Below are 17,409 nucleotides of genomic sequence, written 5' to 3' on the forward strand. Positions count from 1 at the left end.
CCTAAACTCCGCACACCCTAGTGTATAACTAGGGTAAATCTCATCACAAATCCATTAAATATTACACTTTTACCCCTGTTTTTTAAGAAATTCTCTTTACTTATTCTTATTACGGGTGTAACACAGTCTATAATATATTTAATGGACTATTCATATGGCAGACTCAACAGACATCAAGTGGAATTTCTCAAGTTATACAGATAAAAAAGGCAGAACCTACATTATTTCTTACTACAATAAATGGGATTCGATAAAAAAACAGTCCCGTGTTGCCCAACGTGTTCATGTAGGCAGACTTAATTCCGATACAGGAGAGGTTTCACTGGGAAAAACCTATCTTGAACTGCATCCGGAATACACTGGTTGTTCTGTCTTTTATGAAGACAACCGACTTGTTATCAGGTCAGCTGAAGAAGCTTTGTCCATCAGACAGGAGGCAGATATTGATTTATCCTGGAGATGTGACTGCATCTCATTCGGTCTGACCTATTCCCTGTGGGAAATGGCAAAACGGCATGGAATAATAAGTTCATTAAAGTCCGTGTTTGGAGAAGACGGTCTTGATCTTCTGAGGCTTGGTATTTATGAACTGTGTTCTCACTCCATGGCCATGCATAACTATGAAGACTGGCTTTCAATGTATTATCTTCCTGACGCCCAACCTTTATCAGGTCAGAAAATCAGCAGGCTTCTGGCCACGGTTACTCAGGAAAAAATTGATGATTATTTTACATTACGCCATTCAAGGCTTACCGAACTTCATCAGCAGAAAAAGGAATATGCCAATAAGAAAGGGCTGTATGTGCCGCCCATGATGATGGCCATGGATTCAACCAGTATCAGCACCTACTCAAAAACGATCGATGATGCGGCATTCGGTCATGCCAAGCAGGATGACTTTCTCAAACAGGTTAATCTGACTTTATGTGTAGATTATGCGTCCGGCGATGTCTGTTACGCATATGAATCAGAAGGCTCAGTTAACGACATGACCATATTCCCGGATATTCTTATGCGGATGAGGAACATGGGGATGGATCTGTCCGATATTTTAGTAGTTACCGACCGCGGGTATTCTTCTGTCATGAACGTTCAGAAACAGATTAACGTTCAAATAAAATTTCTAACAGGCGTAAAGCTTACCGAGGATTCCGTAAAAGCAAAGATCGACCGATATAAGGAAAGCCTGAACAACCCCGTTTTCATGAAAGGAGTCCTGGGAGTTTATGCCAGAACCGGTGAGGTTGAAAAATGGAGTTCTACCTGCGAAGGCTATACCATAGACCACGATGTCTATCTCCATCTTTATCACTCAGGAACCTTGGGTGAACAGGAAAATGTTAACTTCATGCGTGATGTGCAGAGACTTTTAGACATCCAAAACAATAAATTAAAAACGGATCGGAATTTATGGCAGAGATATTCAAAATACATAGAACAGGACAAGAAAACAAAGACCTGGTATCTGAAAGCCGATGCTGTGGAAAAGGCCTGTCGTTACAATGGATATTTTGCTTTAAGAACCAATGAAATATCAGATCCGTTTGATGCTCTCGTCGTATACAGAGAAAGGAATATTGTAGAAGTTGCTTTTAAACAGTTTAAGGTTTTGAACGGAGGTGAACGCCTCTACGCAACAGGTTCAACATATAAGGGAAAAATATTCATTCACCTTCTGGCTCAGACATTGAGGATGATGATGTGCGTCACCGCTGCAGGACATAAAGCCGAGGGAAAAGTACTCCCTGGAGAATCATTGGAAAAGGCAATGATACAGCTTAAAAAGCTTCAGGCTACCAAAGCCCCGGGAATAGGTTCTTACATAACAAAAGAGATCCCTAAAAAAACCAGAGATCTCTTCGACTTATTTGGCATACCTTACCCTAAGAAGCACATCAAAAATTAGAAACTATGATCTGCGGAGTTAGGGGTTAATGTAAACCGGAAATTCAGATAATCAATTTTCGAGTTTATACTTTAACGGCATTTTTATTTATATAAGGCTGACGGTTACTGTCACTGTGCATAACCGGATAATTCATTGAAACAGAGAATGGAAAAGTATTTTCCTGAAGGCAAAAAAAATCCCTGTTAAGGGACTGTCCTGAACAATCTTAATTGGTACCCGAGGCGGGACTTGAACCCGCACGCCATTACGCACTACCACCTCAAGGTAGCGTGTCTACCAATTCCACCACCCGGGCACAATTAGATATTTTATTTTATACTCTTCATTGAGTTTGATGTCTGATGAATGGTACCCGAGGCGGGACTTGAACCCGCACGCCGCTAAGCACTACCACCTCAAGGTAGCGTGTCTACCAATTCCACCACCCGGGCATTCATCGGTATCAGAGGTTTACCCTCTAACGTTTAAGTGCGCTCATTATATCTAATGGGCGCACTCTTTACAACAACTATTTTAAAAATATAGTTAGTTTGCTTCTTTTGTGTTCACTACAGCCTTTTCAGCCTGATCAGCAGTAGTCTTAACATCTTCTTTTACGCTGTTGATAACTTCTTTGGCCTTGTCACCAGCTTCACTTACGGCAGCCTTGGTTTCAGTAGCTGCAGTATTTACTGAATCCTTGGCAGCTTCAACACCGGCATTTACCTGATCTTTTGCTGAATCTACCGCTGACTTCACTTCAGCCTTCGCAGATTCTGCTGATTCCTTTGCGGAATTAACAGCAGCATCAGTATTTTCCTTTACGGCGCTGACAGCAGCATCAGTGTTTTCCTTTACGGCACTGACAGCAGCATCAGTGTTTTCCTTTACGGAACTAACTGCAGCATCAGTGTTTTCCTTTACAGCATCAGCAGCTTCATTAACTGCTTCCTTGCTCTTGTCAGCAACATCAGACATTTCAGTCCTAACTTCTACAGGAGCACCGGCAGCTTCAGTCTTAACTTCTGCAGGAGTATCAGCAATCTTACTGAAATCATCAGCGTTTTCAGTTGAACGATGACTGTTCATGTAACCAAGGACAATTGCCAGAATAAAGAACACGGCGGCAAGACCCCAGGTGGTCTTCACGAAGAAGTTGGCACTGCCTGCGGAACCGAATAAAGTGTTAGAAGCACCGGCACCGAATGATGCCCCCATACTTGCTCCCTTTCCCTGCTGCATTAAAATAAAGGCAATCAATAATACAGAAACAATTAAAAAGAGAACTAAAAGAATCGCATACAAATAACTCATTACATCACCTCAGCTATAGCTGTTTTTGTGGCTTATTCTATCAAAGTATATAAGCTTTTCAAAATTTTTTTGTCCAATGTACCCAATCATACCTAAAAAAAGCTTATTCCCACTATCCGGGAATAAGCTTCTCCCACATTTATATGACTGTCTGAAAAAATTCTTCAGATTAGCTCTGACTCTGCTTAACAATTACATTGGCAATACTGCTGGCAAGTTCCTTCACCAGAGCTCCGTCTTCACCTTCAACCATTACGCGCACCAGAGGTTCGGTTCCTGATTTTCTCAACAGAACACGGCCCTTGTTGCCGAGAATCTTTTCAGCCTTGGCCTTGGCTTCAAGAACTTCGCTGTCGGTAAGAGCATCAAAACCTGAAGAGAGACGAACGTTAACCAGTTCCTGAGGGAACAGCTTAACATCCTTATGAAGTTCACTTACAGGCACGTTATATTCACACATTGCTCTCAGAACCTGTAAGGCACTGATAATACCGTCGCCGGTAGTGGTGTGTCTTAAACTGATGATGTGACCTGAATTTTCACCGCCCAGTGACCAGCCGAGTTCAAGCAGCTTTTCCATAACATAGCGGTCACCGACCTTTGCTCTTTCAAACGGAATACCGAGTCTTCCGAGAGCCTGTTCAAAGCCGAGGTTTGACATCTGTGTACCAACCACGCCGCCGTTGAGTTTGTTGAATCTCTGCTGATATTCAGCAATGATGTACAGCAGAACGTCACCGTCGAGAACCTGTCCCTTTTCATCAACAATCAGAACACGGTCACCGTCACCGTCAAATGCGATACCGAAATCGGCCCTGGTTTCAAGAACCTTGAGAATAAGATTGTTAGGATGTGTTGAACCGTAGCCGTCATTTATATTAATACCGTTAGGAGTATTACCGATGGTAATCACACTGGCACCGAGTTCCTTGAATACCATGGTTGCAACCTGATATGTGGCACCATGTGCACAGTCAAGAACAATCTTCTTGCCGTTCAGTGTATAGGTATTAGGGAAAGTACTCTTACAGAATTCAACGTAACGGCCGGGAGCATCATTTTTTCTGCTGGCCTTACCGAGTTCGGCAGCTTCAACCACGGTCATAGGCTGATCAATAAGGGCTTCAATCTGCAGCTCGATTTCATCAGGAAGTTTGGTACCGTCCTTGGAGAAGAACTTAATGCCGTTATCATAGAACGGATTGTGTGACGCACTGATTACCACGCCTGCCTCTGCTCTGAACGCCTTTGTCAGGTAAGCAACTGCAGGAGTAGGCATTGGTCCCAGCAGAACGGAATCAACACCGGCCGCACTGAAACCTGCTTCAAGAGCAGCTTCGAGCATATAACCGGAAATACGGGTATCCTTACCGATAATAACCCTTTTGGTTCCCTTTTCTGACAGAACCTTACCGGCTGCCCAGCCTAATTTCATTGCGAATTCAGGTACTATAGGATATTCACCAACCTTGCCTCTTACACCGTCAGTACCAAAATATTTTCTATTCATTACTTCTGTTTCCTATTTTTAATAATTTTTCCAATCTGCAATAATTCTCTGAGCTTTGGTCCCCTGGTTTCAAAACGTTTCACATAATTCCAGCATTCCAAAGCCTGAACCGTCTCGGCCACGTCATGAACTCTTATAATCTTGGCTCCTTTGTTAACCGCATACATTGCGAGTGCCAGAGAGCCGGGGAGTCTTGCATTAACAGGAGCTTCAGTAAGCATTCCTATCATTGATTTACGTGAAAGCCCCACAAGAATCGGATAACCGAAGCTGTTGAAGGTTTCCAGTCTGGCAAGAAGCTCATAATTCTGGTCCATGGTTTTACCGAAGCCGATACCCGGATCAATAATGATGTTCTGTTTTGAAATTCCCGCATTCAGGCAGGTGTGAAGCTTTCTGAACAGAAACTCTGAAATATCACCGAGAAGGTCCTTGTATTCAATATTGGTCTGCATGGTCTTTGGTTCACCAAGCATATGCATGATACATACGGGAGCATTCAGTTCCACACAGGTTTCAAGAGCCCCCGGCATGCTCAGGGCTCTGATATCATTAATCAGATGACCGCCGGCATTGAAGGCTTCTTTCATTACTTCAGGCTTTGATGTATCCATGGATATGAAAACATTAAGTTCCTTAGCTATTTTCTCTACTACGGGAACCACTCTGTCAAGTTCCTCCTGAACGGAAACTTCAGCAGCTCCTGGACGGGTTGATTCACCGCCTACGTCAATAATATCAGCACCTTCCTTTACAAGACGTTCGGCATGAGCCATCGCCTTATCAAGAGTATTATGTTCTCCGCCGTCAGAAAAGGAATCAGGAGTTACGTTTAAGATACCCATTACTCTCGGCTGATCCAGAGTAAGGGTTCTGTCATGCGCGGTTAACTTGTATATCATGGTAGTTCTCGGCTAATATCTGTAAAAACAATATATCTCACCGCATTTTACCACAAAGGGCATAAATAGAAATTTTTACCGATATAAATACCGCATGTGTCTGTCAACTTTAAAACCGATCTCAAATTTTCAGGTCTTTCGCGGCGTATCATGCGGTATTCCGACCTGGTCTATCTTCTGAATTTTTCAATCCAGCCAACCGCAAAATCGACCAGTTCTCTCTGACTCATGAAACGGAGTTCCGCATTACCGAGTACAGATTTCTGAACCTTATGATTCTTTTCGAAGTCGGTACCTATTCTTTCAAAATCCTCCCCGTCCACGAACAGTGTTTCATACTCCTTCCAGACTCTTGCGCCGTTTTCCATCACGGCACTGTATTCCGTACAGTTATGCTTTCCGGGATACCCGGCCCGTACATCGGCAAGATGCAGAGAAGTGTTCTTATCATAACCGACTCCGATAAGAAGGACCTTTGCATCAAGCTCATAGAGTCTGCCTATTGGTGATCCGTCCCCGAATATATTGGAAAGGTCATGATCTGACGTCAGATATTCCGCAAATCTGCCCCATGCTGCCACTGAACGAGCCGGATGATCACTGCGAAGTGTTCCCGGCCAGTTTCTGAACATTTCCGCAACCGCCCCCATGGTATTTGTCGGTGTTATCTTTTTATCATAGGCAGGCCAGTTATCCCTGATAATCTGCCAGTACTCTTCCTGGACTGTCCAGTGCACTCCGTCCGCTGGATCAAGATTCTTCCATGACTGAGTCGGCATCATAACCGTTCCTTCAGGACCTACTTTTTCAGTCAGAGCCTCGATTATTGTCTGAGCCCCGCCGCATACATAGCCGATACTGCTCATGGAGGTATGAACCATCAGAACCTGTCCCTTTGAAACTCCGGCCTGTTCCAGAGCCTCAGTTACATCTTTTTTAATTATCGGTCTCATTTTTTCCTCTTTCGTTGTTTATCGTTTAAGAATATCAGTCTTACTGATTATAATTTTATAATGCAGACAGCCTACAGATGCTCCACATCATTTCATTTCGTTTCCTCACCACTCGAAGTCAGCCCCTGTTTTCTCCCGATTCAGGATCCGTCCTCTTCATAAGAATGTCATCATTTGCGTTCATGACGTCTGAACCGCTGTTCTGCCTGCTCAGAATTTCAGGCCATTTACGACACACCTCCGTTTTCTTTACCACGGGATAATACTGCATTGAGGCCGGATAGTTATAATACCGCAGGCTTCAGGTCGCTGTATCACTTGGCGACAGTACCGCTTTCGGAATAATCATCGTTGAATCTGTGGTTGATACCATACCGCCAGGGCCAAAAGACTTATATAAACACCTTACTTTCAGGACATTATTATAAAACGGCAAAACTTACACAGAAACATTTTAAAACAAACATATTCAATGGATCTGTACTTTATTATGGTCAGCAGAAAACCTAAATAATTTCCCTACAGATATTTTCCTCCAAAAAAAAGGTCCTCACTTCTGAGGACCTTGCATTTCAGTTACGGAATAGCTTTAAAAGCTGTCCTGTGACGGCTTTGACGGTTTGTTCTGAGCTCCGTCCTGCTGCTGTTCCCGAGCAGGTTCTGCCTTAGGAGCGTCCCCGCCGTTACCGGATTCAGGGTTCTGAGGCTTGTCCTGATCGTCATTTCCGCTGTCAGCAGACTTGGAAGTGTTGTATCCGTCAGGTTCCCTTACAGGACGTCTTGCCATAAGATCATCAATCTGCTCTGAATCAATTGTTTCGTACTTGAGCAGAGCATCCTTCATAGCATGAAGAATATCCATATTGGTTTCAAGAATTGATTTTGCCCTGTCGTAATTTTTCTGCAGAATAGATCTGATTTCATCATCAATAACATTCTGAGAATTATCTGACATGGCTCTTAATGAAGAAGAACTGTTACCAAGATAGTTTTCGGATTCCTCTCCTTCCAGAAGCTGAGGACCTACCTTCTTGCTCATACCCCATCTGATAACCATGTTGCGGGCCCAGTATGTGGCACGTTCAATATCATTTGAAGCACCGGTGGTCACATTATCCTCACCGAAAATCAGTTCTTCGGCTATGCGGCCGGCAAACAGAGTGGCGATGGAATCCTCAAGATAGCTTCTGGTATAGCTTAAGCGTTCATTTTCAGGAAGATACATGGTTACACCGAGAGCTCTGCTTCTAGGGATAATGGTAACCTTGTATACCGGATCAAAATCAGGAAGCATTCTGCCGACAATGGCATGACCTGATTCGTGGTATGCGGTATTGATCTTTTCCTTCTCGTTCATAACCTTTGAACGGAGTTCAGGACCCATAAGAAGTTTATCCTTGGCCAGTTCAAATTCAGCCTGGCTAACCAGATTCTTGTTCTTGCGTGCTGCTGCCAGAGCGGCTTCGTTAACAAGATTTGCCAGTTCCGCACCTGAGAAACCAGGTGTTCCGCGGGCAATCATCTTGATATCCACATCTTCGGCAATAGGAACATTGCGGGTATGAACCTTGAGAATCTGTTCTCTGCCCTTGATGTCAGGCAGCCCTACGGTTACACGACGGTCAAAACGGCCAGGTCTCAGGAGAGCTGGATCCAGCACGTCAGGACGGTTGGTTGCGGCAATCACGATAACAGCTTCGTTACCTTCAAAACCATCCATTTCAACCAGCAGCTGATTCAGTGTCTGTTCACGTTCATCGTGACCGCCGCCGATACCGATACCTCTCTTTCTGCCCACGGCATCAATTTCGTCAATAAAGATAATGCACGGACACTTGGTCTTGGCCTTGGCAAACAGATCTCTTACACGTGATGCACCGACACCCACAAACATTTCAACGAAGTCAGAACCGGAAATGGAGAAGAACGGTACTTTTGCTTCACCGGCAATGGCTTTTGCGAGCAGTGTCTTACCGGTACCTGGCTGACCTACAAGAAGCACGCCTCTTGGAATCTTACCGCCGAGCTTCTGGAATTTTCCAGGTTCTCTGAGGTAATCAACAAGTTCCTTCACTTCGTCCTTTGCTTCATCACAGCCTGCCACATCGGCAAAAGTGGTATGAACCTCATCTTCCCTGAATTCCTTGGCCTTGCTCTTGGAAAAGCTGAAAGCCCCCTTTCCGCCGCCCTGAGCAGAACGCATGAACCAGATCCATACGAAGATCAGAATGATCATCGGGAACCATGATACGAAAATACTTAACAGCAGACTTGGTTCTTCAGGGAGAACACCTGTTGTTTCAACCTTGTGTTCTTCAAGCTTTGGCAGAAGATCCTGGTCAATCATAGGCATGATGACCTTGAATTTCTCTCCGTTGGTACGGTAACCGGTAATGCTGCGTCCGTCAATCTTAACGGATCTTATCTGATTTGCAGCGATATCAGCCTTGAAAGCCACGTAATCACGCTTTGCAGAAGCATTCTCATTGGCCTCATTGAATGATAAATAGCCATATCCTAAAACAATGGCAACAATAATCATCAGTATTAGATTTTTTTTCATTATTTGTTTTCCTTTTTTCAGGCAAAAAACTACCTGAAAATATCCTGATCTTCTACTTCACTGCCCTTGAAACCAAGACCTACGTAATATACTTCTCTGGATCTCAGTCGTGAGGCATCAGGTTTTCTTACCTTTACTTCCTTGAAGGATCTTCTTAAAAGCTTCAGATAATCTTCCGTTCCTTCACCGTTAAATACCTTAACCACAAAGGAACCGCCCGTTCTTAGTATTCGACGGCACATGTCATAGGCAAGTTCAACCAGATACATGGCTCTTGGCTGATCAACGTTTATATTTCCAGACATGTTAGGAGCCATATCGGAAAGTATTACATCAACCTTGTCATCACCTACTATCTCGAGCAGTTTATCAAGTACTTCCTGTTCCCTGAAATCACCGCAGAGGAAATCAACCCCGTTGATTGGAGTCATTGGAAGTATATCACAGGCAACCACACGCCCGTGCTCACCGACACAACCTATGGCATACTGTGACCAGCCCCCGGGAGCCGCACCCAGATCCACAACTTTGTATCCTTCCCTGATGATTCTGTCTCTTCCCTGAATTTCTTCAATTTTGAAACTGGCACGGGAACGAAGCCCTTTTTTATGAGCTTCCTGTACGTAGACATCATCAAAATGTTCTTTTAACCATCTTGTCTGACTGGCTGTTCGTTTCTTTTTTGTCATTATCGTTTATTTTTATAAATTACGGTTTTCAGATATTCCGGATTTCATACCGAAGATATCATCCCTCCACTGTAAATTTTCTTAATATTCCACCTGTAAATCATATCATATTAACAAATTTATTCCATACAGCAAAATAACAACTTTCCGCATTTATCAATAATATGAAGCAATCCTAAAAGGTTGCGTCCTTAACCCGATACAGTACCGTATGACTGAGAGTTTTCAATTCTGCCGATTACAGGTGTCATTTCTTAAAATATGGGCTGAATGTCTGTTTTTCAAGAGAATATTATCTTATCCCCTAATGATTAAAAAATAACCGGGACTCACGCCCCGGTATGATTTCTATCTTATCAGAACTTCACTGAAGTTGCCCTTGCCTCCCCTGCTTCTGACTTCAATGAGTGTCGGAATCATATTACCGGAAACAATCTGCTCCACATGGGAAATTATGCCGATCTGCCGATCAGACTTGATGCTTCTCAGGGAAATCAGAAGATTTTCCAGTCTTTCATTGTCCAGGGTATCAAATCCTTCATCGATAAACATGTTCTCAACCTTGATGTTTCCGGTTATCAGATCTGAAAGACCTAAAGCCATGCCAAGAGATATTCTGAATTTTTCCCCGCCGGACAGAGAACATATAGGTCTTTCCAGACCTCCCGTATCATGATCGATTACCACCAGTTCAAATTTGTTTTTATCCACAGCTTTTTCTGTTTCCAGATATATGACCTTTAGGGAATATCTGCCGGTAAAGGACATGATGTACTTATTTGCCATTTCAACCAGATAACCATAAGTTATGCGCTGTGCGTATCTGCCAAGGTTATGCTGGGTCCTGAACAAATCCATAAGACGGATTTCAACCTGATGATCCTTTTGGATTTTTTCTATCTGGGCATTGACATCACTGAGTTTTTTCTGATTTTCACGATCCGTCATCAGTTTAAACGCATGAACATTCTTCTGCTGTTCAATGTTCCTGATATCCTCATTGAGCTTATTGTAGAAATCTTCATTTACAGTGACCTGCGGCAGAATAACGACTCCTTCAGGCAGACTGTCCTTCAGGCCGTTAACGGTATTCACATCCTGCTCTATCAGGCATCCTGCCTGTCCGATGTCCCTGTTTAATTTTTCTTCCATCTGTCTGATTTCATCTGTATTTTTCTTGGCAGCATTGTATTCATCCACCGATATACCGCAGCCCTTTAAAGCATCTTCCACAGCTATGCCGTTATCAAGCAGCACCTTTCTGTACTTTTCCTCAGCTTCTGTTATCGACTGTTCCTGAACCGCTTTCTCATTCTCCATTTTTTTCAGTAATGCGGCCGCCTTCTCCAGTGAAACCTGCTTGGATTTCAGTGAGGACTCTGCCCTGGTTACCTTTTCGGAAACGGCTGACTTTCTTTTATTCAGATCCGCTCTGACTTCCGCTGATGATTTACCGTCAAAAAGCTTTTTATGAGCTTCGGCAACATCATTGTTTCTTATAACGGCTTCAGACAGCTCTTTCTTACACTTTTCCACTCTGTCGTGATCTGTTTTCAGACTGCTTTCAGCATTCTGAACCTTAACGGAAACTATTTTCTTTTGTTCCTCAAGCTCCTCCTTTCTGGTACAGTATTCACTGATTGATGTAACTATTTCATCATATTTTCTTATGCCGTTTTCAGCTTTGCCGTAATCACCGAATGCGGAAAGCTCCTGCCAGGTTTTATATTCCGAAGATTCTTCCTTCGGAATTAACCTGTTTATATCGTCAGTTACTGACAGAATGACTTTTTCAGTATTCTGAATATCCTCACCCTTACCGTCAATCTCCTGCTGTTTCTTGACAATATTGTTTGAAATATCCTTAACGGCTCTGCAGCATGAACTGAATTCATTTAATTTCCTGTCCGTTGCACCCGCCTTTTCAATTATGTATGAATCATTGATTTCTGCAAAATTCCATTCAAAAATCCTGCTGTCTACGGACTTGTCAGCAACGGCAAGCACCTCGGAAGTCTCGTTTATGAATTTTTCAACGGCAAGAGCAAAATCTCTCAACAGAACCGTCACACCATTATCTCCGCAGGAACTGATGGACTGCATTACAGCTGCAAACCATTTATCCCTTAATAAACCTAATGAATCTTTTACGGTCTGTGACAGTGTGTTGAAATTTTCAGTTTCCTTATCCAGCAGAGTTCTGTTCATCCTTCCGTCATTAAGTATACTTTCACACTTATGACGCTCCTCATCGATATGCTCCCTGCACTGCTGCACTTCTTTCAGCTTTTCTTCCCTCTGCTGTCTGTAAAGCTCCAGACTGTCCGCATGAAAAGCCTTGGGATGCTCCAGAGAACCGCACAGCGGACACTCTTCTCCCGGTCTGAGTTCTTTGGCAAGCTCGACTATTTTAATCTTTACGTCAATATTCTTGACTTCTCTGTTCAGCTCTTCCAGTGCTTTTTCAGCAAGTTTTATCGGAGATTTTTCTTTGTCATCGTAAAATGCATATTTTTTCCGTAAATCGATAACGATGCCGTGAGTTTTTTTAATTGATTCATACGAATTTCTGAGTTTTTCCTTATTTGAAGAAATCTGCTTCATTTCCACGTACAGTAATCTTCCCTGCTCAGACATATAGGAATTAATCACTTGCTCAATCAGACCAATCTTCCGGCAGTTATCCTGCTGATTTTCATCAAGAGACACCTCAAGTTTTTCGGCATGAGTCAGGATGTCAGATTTCATGTTCTTCAATATGTTTAAGTAATCCGCCAGTTCCTGCTTCTTTTTACGTAAATTGCCTTCATAACCGGCTAATTTCTTCTTTAACCTGTAGTAATCGGTAAGTTTTGACTTCTGGATTGCCCAGAAATCCTTCATATACTCAAATTTTTTGTTTACATCGTAATCTTTATTAAGAGTCTGTAGTTTAGTGCTGATGACGGCCAGTTCATGATCCTGTTTATTCTTTTCATTCAGGCTGTTCTTTTCGTCATTTTCGGCATTGACGAAGATCTTCTGCCTGTTCTGAACATCATTTTTCGCTTCTATCTGTACCTTTTCAAGCTTCTCGGCCTCCTGGATAAGTGGCTGCTTTTCAGTCTCTTCAACAATAATGGTCTTCAGCTCAGAATCATACCGATCTTTTTCAGCCTTCAGTGCGGAGTGTTCCTGCTGTTCTCTCTGAATCTCTCTTTTTTGCTCTTCAATGTTGTTTTCATGCTTTTTCAGAGTATCAACAGCATTCTTCAGATGCAGAAAATCATCACGGCATACAAGTGTTTTTTCATATAGACTGATGTTCATGTAATCAGTCTGAAGTTCTTCCTTTCTTTTTCCGATTCCTGCGATTTCCTCTTTTTTTGCGGCAATCAGAAGCTGTTGCTTCTGAATGTTTTTTCCGCATTCTTTAACACGATTCAGTTTTTCCTGAACTTCTTTTTTTTCCTGCAGTTCTTTTTCACACAGATGCATTTTTTCTTCTTCTTCAGACCGATCCTCATCAGTCATTAACCTGATGGAAGTCTTCACCACTTCCATTTCATTTGTCTGCTTTGACACTTCCTGCAGTCTGTTCTGTAACTGTTTATGGATCTGCTGATAAATTCCGGTTCCCGTCATCTTCTCAAGCAGTACGGTCTTTTCATCTGTATCCTGATTGAGAAATGCCATGAAATCCCCCTGAGGAAGGATAATGACCTTACTGAACTGTTCCCATGACAGCCCGATGTACTGTTCCACTGCTTTTGAATAAGAATTTGGGTGTTCGGTATTCTGCACTTCATAATCTACAGTTCCGTCATCATGAAGAACATGCATTAAGCAGTTAAAAGCCATATTCTTTTTAAGAGCCTTCTCACTACTGTTTCTTTTGGCCTTCTTTCTGTAAATCCTCACAAAGGCTCTGTAACGGATATTCTGCTGACCGATAAAATCAACCTCAGCAAAAGCTTCGTTTTTTCCTCTTGTCATGATGCTCGTTCCACCGGAAGCCTTGATGAACGAACCGTCACCGCATGGAATATATTTACCGCCTGAATCAGTACCTGAGCGCGGAGTAGAGGCATACAGAGCAAGACATACAGCATCAAGAATGGTACTTTTTCCGGCACCGGTGTTTCCGATAATCGCAAAAATCTTATCGGTAACCTGATGTTCAAAATCAATTTCAAAATTTTCCAGACTGGCCAGATTATGTCCTTTTACCTTTAAAATTTTCATTCTTAAAATCTCCGCTACTACTAATTGCCGGTATTCTGCTGTTCGGTTTTTACTTCTTCCACCAGTTCTTCAAGTACCTTTTTCATGTCATCAGGCAAATCAGCCTTCTCATCCCCGCAGCTCTCTCTGTACAGACGTGTAACCAGATCAAGAGGATCAAGGATATCCTTCAGGGAATGAATATCCCTGTTGAAATGTGAACTGTCATCTTTTCCCCTTTTACTTACCATAATCTTCATGTCACACAGACGAATCACGTTCTGTAATTCGTTCAGAGTGCTGTCGGCAAATTCACGGAAAGCGCCTATACTGCTAAATCTGGTATCATCCGGATCAAAACAGATGCTGAAACTGTAAAACGGTCTTATCTCCGGCTTAACCTCGGGAAGGCACTGAAGCTGCCTGATAACATCATCAAATTCTTTTTCAGAAATGCCTTCCTTTTCGGCATCAGCAGGATATCTCACGAGCTTTACGGCTCTGTCAAACACACGTTCGGTAACAGTCACCTCAAATGATTCACGGCGTACCGGCTCTGTCGACAGTTTGTCAGAAACGGACTGTTTTTTTGAGAAGGTAACCATATTGACGCCGTTTGCGTAATCAATTTCCCCGAAATTAATCGGAAAAGGAGAACCGCTGTACCAGATATTGTGAGAAACCTTCTGACGCAGATGAATATGTCCAAGTGCGGCATAATCAAATCCACTGTAAATACCACTGCCTACGGCCTGTTGTCCGCCAATGTAATCCATGGATTTTTCCTCTTCAGCCTTTCTGATTTCAGAACTACTTACAAAACAGTGACCTGTGCATATTACCGGCACATTTTCAGCATCGGTATTGAATTTTTCCTTCACGTATCCTTTAAGATATTCAAGAGCCTGACAATGAACATAACGCATGCATTGTTCATAATTCATTCTGTCAACGGAATCAGGCATGGTAATTGTGCACAGTCTGGACACCGGAATATACGGGAAGGCCACGACAATCCCCTTCAGGATATCCTTATCCACAACAGGATATACTATTTTTTCAAAATCCACTGAACAGCTGTGCAGCTCTGGATCGTAAACTACGGGAAGTTCACCGATGATTCGCAGATGATCACAGAAGGATGTGTATATGCCTATGCTGTCCACCTTTCTTGAACTGTCATGGTTACCGGCAGTAATAACAACATGCATTTCAGGGAATTCAGCATGAAGCTCATTAATGACCCTTCCCAGAAATTTTTCTGAATCAACGGAAGGATTGGAACAGTCAAATATATCCCCTGAAAGCAGAAAAAGATCAGGCCTTTCATCAGACAGCAGCTTAATGACATTTTCCTTCAGTGCGGCATATTCCGCACTTCTGTCATACTGATAAAGATATTTGCCGATATGCCAGTCCGAAGTATGCAGAACCTTTAAATTATTACCCGCAATAATACTTTCATTCTTTACATTCACGTTATTAACAGTCATTCTCAACTCAGCCTCTACTATCTTTAATCATCTTACGGACACGGAATCGGGGACGTGCTGCCGGTAATCAGCGACAGCCGGGGGATAATCAGAATATTTATTATATATAAAACAAGATACCACTAAAAAATATATTTGTCATTATATTTTTAACAACGGCATCATAATTTCGATATGCATCACCTTATAATAAATCAGATTCCATAAACAGAAAACTCAAAAAAAAAGCCGCTTCCACGGGATCTGGGAAACGGCAAAAAAATCTGTATTCTGAAATCTGATATTACTTTGTTGAACCGAATCCGCCGGCACCTCTGGCTGTTTCGGAAAGCTCGTCAACAATTTCAATGCTTTCAACGGCAACCGGAACGATAAGGCTCTGAATGGCTCTTTCACCTCTCTTGAAAGTTATTTCCTTTCCTGTGGTATTGTCGCCCTGTTCATCAACAACAATGTGAGCAATCCATTCTCCGCGGTAATCCGAATCAATTACACCTACGGTATTGCGCAGACCAATCCCCTTGATACCTGCGCCTGAACGGGGTAACAGAAGTGCTACGTGTCCTGACGGAACTTCAGCCGCAAAGCCCAGATTAACAACGTTATCCCTGCCCACAACCAGAGTCACATCCTGCTGGAAATAAATATCCATGCCACCTGCAGACTCGGTTTTATACTCAGGTTTAATAAAATTCTCAACTAAAGGTTTAACTTTCATAATTTACACTCATATGTCGGAATACGGGAAAATTCTAAAAAGAACTCTCCAGTACTGTTTAAACTAACCGGGTCTATTATAGTCTATTTTGAGCCTAAAAATAACCGGTCTTAAAATTTCCCGTGTTTTCTGAACATCAGTTTTATCAGCGCAAATGTTGTATAAATATTCACACACCTCCCAAAAATCTGTATAATGCAGAAAATTTTGAAGGATGTATATTATGGAACTTACCACTAAACAGAAGCTTTATCTCAAGTCAAAGGCTCACGATCTCAAGCCGGTTGTAATGATTGGCCAGAAAGGAGTTACTGACAGCGTAATCGAAGAAATCAAGACTTCCATTGACCATCACGAACTGATTAAAGTTAAAATTGCCGGTCAGGAAAAGGAAGTAAGAGAAGCAGTGGCTGCAGAACTGGCAACCAGAGCCGACATGGCCATAGTACAGATTATGGGTAACAATGTTACTTTCTTTAAGCAGAAGAAAAAAGAAAGCAGTTACAATCTGCCAAAGGCTTAATACGTAGAATTACTTATTATTTATCTGATCAACGGAGACCTGCGGGTCTCCGTTTTTTGTCCGCGACAGGCAGATATGAAAAAAGGAGCAGGCATTACATACCGGGCTCCCTCTTCCTTAACAAAATCAGATAACAAAATATGAAATCACATTAAACGTAAAGAATGTCGTTAATGTAATAGGTTACCTTTCCCTTTGGAGTAACGATTTCAACTTCATCATCAACATACTTGCCCATCAGACCTCTGGCAATAGGAGTCTTGAAGGAAAGCAGACCGTTTTTAACATCAGATTCATGTTCACCAACGATCTTATAGGTGATTTCAGTACCGTCATCCTTTTCAAGCTTAACGGTAGCACCGAAAACAACCTTCTTTTCACCGTCTACCTTAACCTTGGTGATGTCAATAACTTCAGCTGTTGATAACTGAGCTTCAAGATCCTTGATCTTGGCTTCACACATACCCTGAGCTTCTCTTGCCGCATGGTATTCCGCATTTTCCTTAAGGTCACCGTGTTCTCTGGCCTCGGCAATTAAATCAGATATACGAGGACGTTCAGTGCCTTTTAAAAAGTCAAGTTCCTTACGAATGGCTTCAGCACCCTGAACGGTCATTGGAGTTCTATCCATTATGTTCCCCCATTTTTAAAGA

General features: G+C 42.5%; 12 protein-coding genes and 2 tRNA genes. 2 read left to right on the forward strand and 12 right to left on the reverse strand.

The features are described from left to right. Positions 1 to 154: 154 nt before the first annotated feature. The gene (locus tag BMY80_RS07175) at positions 155 to 1,906 is read left to right on the forward strand and encodes an IS1634 family transposase (protein ID WP_093142360.1); all 1,752 of its coding nucleotides are present in this window, start codon (positions 155 to 157) and stop codon (positions 1,904 to 1,906) included. 213 nt (positions 1,907 to 2,119) lie between these two features. Here the strand turns inward: BMY80_RS07175 and BMY80_RS07180 are convergent. From BMY80_RS07180 to BMY80_RS07230, 11 genes are all read right to left on the reverse strand, one after another. Further along, positions 2,120 to 2,204, reverse strand: a tRNA-Leu gene (locus BMY80_RS07180). 51 nt (positions 2,205 to 2,255) lie between these two features. Then, positions 2,256 to 2,340 (reverse strand) — tRNA-Leu (locus BMY80_RS07185). A gap of 94 nt (positions 2,341 to 2,434) precedes the next feature. After that, positions 2,435 to 3,202: a preprotein translocase subunit SecG gene (secG, locus tag BMY80_RS07190; RefSeq protein ID WP_245730089.1), complete on the reverse strand. Its 768-nt coding sequence runs from the start codon at positions 3,200 to 3,202 to the stop codon at positions 2,435 to 2,437. A 169-nt stretch (positions 3,203 to 3,371) separates the two neighbouring features. Continuing rightward, positions 3,372 to 4,712, reverse strand: coding sequence for a phosphoglucosamine mutase (glmM, locus tag BMY80_RS07195; protein WP_031579939.1), 1,341 nt, complete (start codon positions 4,710 to 4,712; stop codon positions 3,372 to 3,374). Beyond that, positions 4,712 to 5,614: a dihydropteroate synthase gene (gene folP, locus BMY80_RS07200; protein WP_031579940.1), complete on the reverse strand. Its 903-nt coding sequence runs from the start codon at positions 5,612 to 5,614 to the stop codon at positions 4,712 to 4,714. The genes glmM and folP overlap by 1 nt, the downstream gene beginning before the upstream one ends. 170 nt (positions 5,615 to 5,784) lie before the next feature. Continuing rightward, positions 5,785 to 6,567: an AAC(3) family N-acetyltransferase gene (locus BMY80_RS07205; RefSeq protein ID WP_093142362.1), complete on the reverse strand. Its 783-nt coding sequence runs from the start codon at positions 6,565 to 6,567 to the stop codon at positions 5,785 to 5,787. 589 nt (positions 6,568 to 7,156) lie between these two features. Next, positions 7,157 to 9,130, reverse strand: a complete 1,974-nt coding sequence (gene ftsH / locus BMY80_RS07210; protein WP_093142365.1) for an ATP-dependent zinc metalloprotease FtsH — start codon at positions 9,128 to 9,130, stop codon at positions 7,157 to 7,159. Positions 9,131 to 9,159: 29 nt separating this feature from the next. After that, positions 9,160 to 9,819: a 23S rRNA (uridine(2552)-2'-O)-methyltransferase RlmE gene (rlmE, locus tag BMY80_RS07215; protein ID WP_093142367.1), complete on the reverse strand. Its 660-nt coding sequence runs from the start codon at positions 9,817 to 9,819 to the stop codon at positions 9,160 to 9,162. Positions 9,820 to 10,167: 348 nt separating this feature from the next. After that, entirely contained in the window at positions 10,168 to 14,043 is a 3,876-nt protein-coding gene (locus BMY80_RS07220; protein ID WP_093142370.1) for an AAA family ATPase, read from the reverse strand. A 20-nt stretch (positions 14,044 to 14,063) separates the two neighbouring features. Next, on the reverse strand, positions 14,064 to 15,515 hold the full coding sequence (locus BMY80_RS07225) for a metallophosphoesterase family protein (RefSeq protein ID WP_093142372.1): 1,452 nt from the start codon (positions 15,513 to 15,515) through the stop codon (positions 14,064 to 14,066). Between the two features lie 283 nt (positions 15,516 to 15,798). Continuing rightward, entirely contained in the window at positions 15,799 to 16,233 is a 435-nt protein-coding gene (locus tag BMY80_RS07230) for a dUTP diphosphatase (RefSeq protein ID WP_093142375.1), read from the reverse strand. Between the two features lie 223 nt (positions 16,234 to 16,456). Between BMY80_RS07230 and yhbY the strand changes: the two genes are divergently transcribed. Continuing rightward, positions 16,457 to 16,756 carry a ribosome assembly RNA-binding protein YhbY gene (yhbY, locus tag BMY80_RS07235; protein WP_093142378.1) on the forward strand — a complete coding sequence of 100 codons (300 nt, stop codon included), beginning with the start codon at positions 16,457 to 16,459 and terminating at the stop codon, positions 16,754 to 16,756. 151 nt (positions 16,757 to 16,907) lie between these two features. Here the strand turns inward: yhbY and greA are convergent, their stop codons facing one another. Next, the gene (gene greA / locus BMY80_RS07240) at positions 16,908 to 17,387 is read right to left on the reverse strand and encodes a transcription elongation factor GreA (protein WP_031578637.1); all 480 of its coding nucleotides are present in this window, start codon (positions 17,385 to 17,387) and stop codon (positions 16,908 to 16,910) included. Between the last annotated feature and the right edge of the window lie 22 nt (positions 17,388 to 17,409).

It is taken from the genome of Ruminobacter amylophilus, assembly GCF_900115655.1.
Lineage (GTDB): Bacteria > Pseudomonadota > Gammaproteobacteria > Enterobacterales > Succinivibrionaceae > Ruminobacter > Ruminobacter amylophilus.

Excerpts from the sequence above, each read along its gene's own strand:
- BMY80_RS07175 (WP_093142360.1), top strand. The coding sequence starts at position 155 with ATGGCAGACTCAACAGACATCAAGTGGAATTTCTCAAGTTATACAGAT.
- secG (WP_245730089.1), bottom strand. The coding sequence starts at position 3,202 with ATGAGTTATTTGTATGCGATTCTTTTAGTTCTCTTTTTAATTGTTTCT.
- glmM (WP_031579939.1), bottom strand. The coding sequence starts at position 4,712 with ATGAATAGAAAATATTTTGGTACTGACGGTGTAAGAGGCAAGGTTGGT.
- folP (WP_031579940.1), bottom strand. The coding sequence starts at position 5,614 with ATGATATACAAGTTAACCGCGCATGACAGAACCCTTACTCTGGATCAG.
- BMY80_RS07205 (WP_093142362.1), bottom strand. The coding sequence starts at position 6,567 with ATGAGACCGATAATTAAAAAAGATGTAACTGAGGCTCTGGAACAGGCC.
- ftsH (WP_093142365.1), bottom strand. The coding sequence starts at position 9,130 with ATGAAAAAAAATCTAATACTGATGATTATTGTTGCCATTGTTTTAGGA.
- rlmE (WP_093142367.1), bottom strand. The coding sequence starts at position 9,819 with ATGACAAAAAAGAAACGAACAGCCAGTCAGACAAGATGGTTAAAAGAA.
- BMY80_RS07220 (WP_093142370.1), bottom strand. The coding sequence starts at position 14,043 with ATGAAAATTTTAAAGGTAAAAGGACATAATCTGGCCAGTCTGGAAAAT.
- BMY80_RS07225 (WP_093142372.1), bottom strand. The coding sequence starts at position 15,515 with ATGACTGTTAATAACGTGAATGTAAAGAATGAAAGTATTATTGCGGGT.
- BMY80_RS07230 (WP_093142375.1), bottom strand. The coding sequence starts at position 16,233 with ATGAAAGTTAAACCTTTAGTTGAGAATTTTATTAAACCTGAGTATAAA.
- yhbY (WP_093142378.1), top strand. The coding sequence starts at position 16,457 with ATGGAACTTACCACTAAACAGAAGCTTTATCTCAAGTCAAAGGCTCAC.
- greA (WP_031578637.1), bottom strand. The coding sequence starts at position 17,387 with ATGGATAGAACTCCAATGACCGTTCAGGGTGCTGAAGCCATTCGTAAG.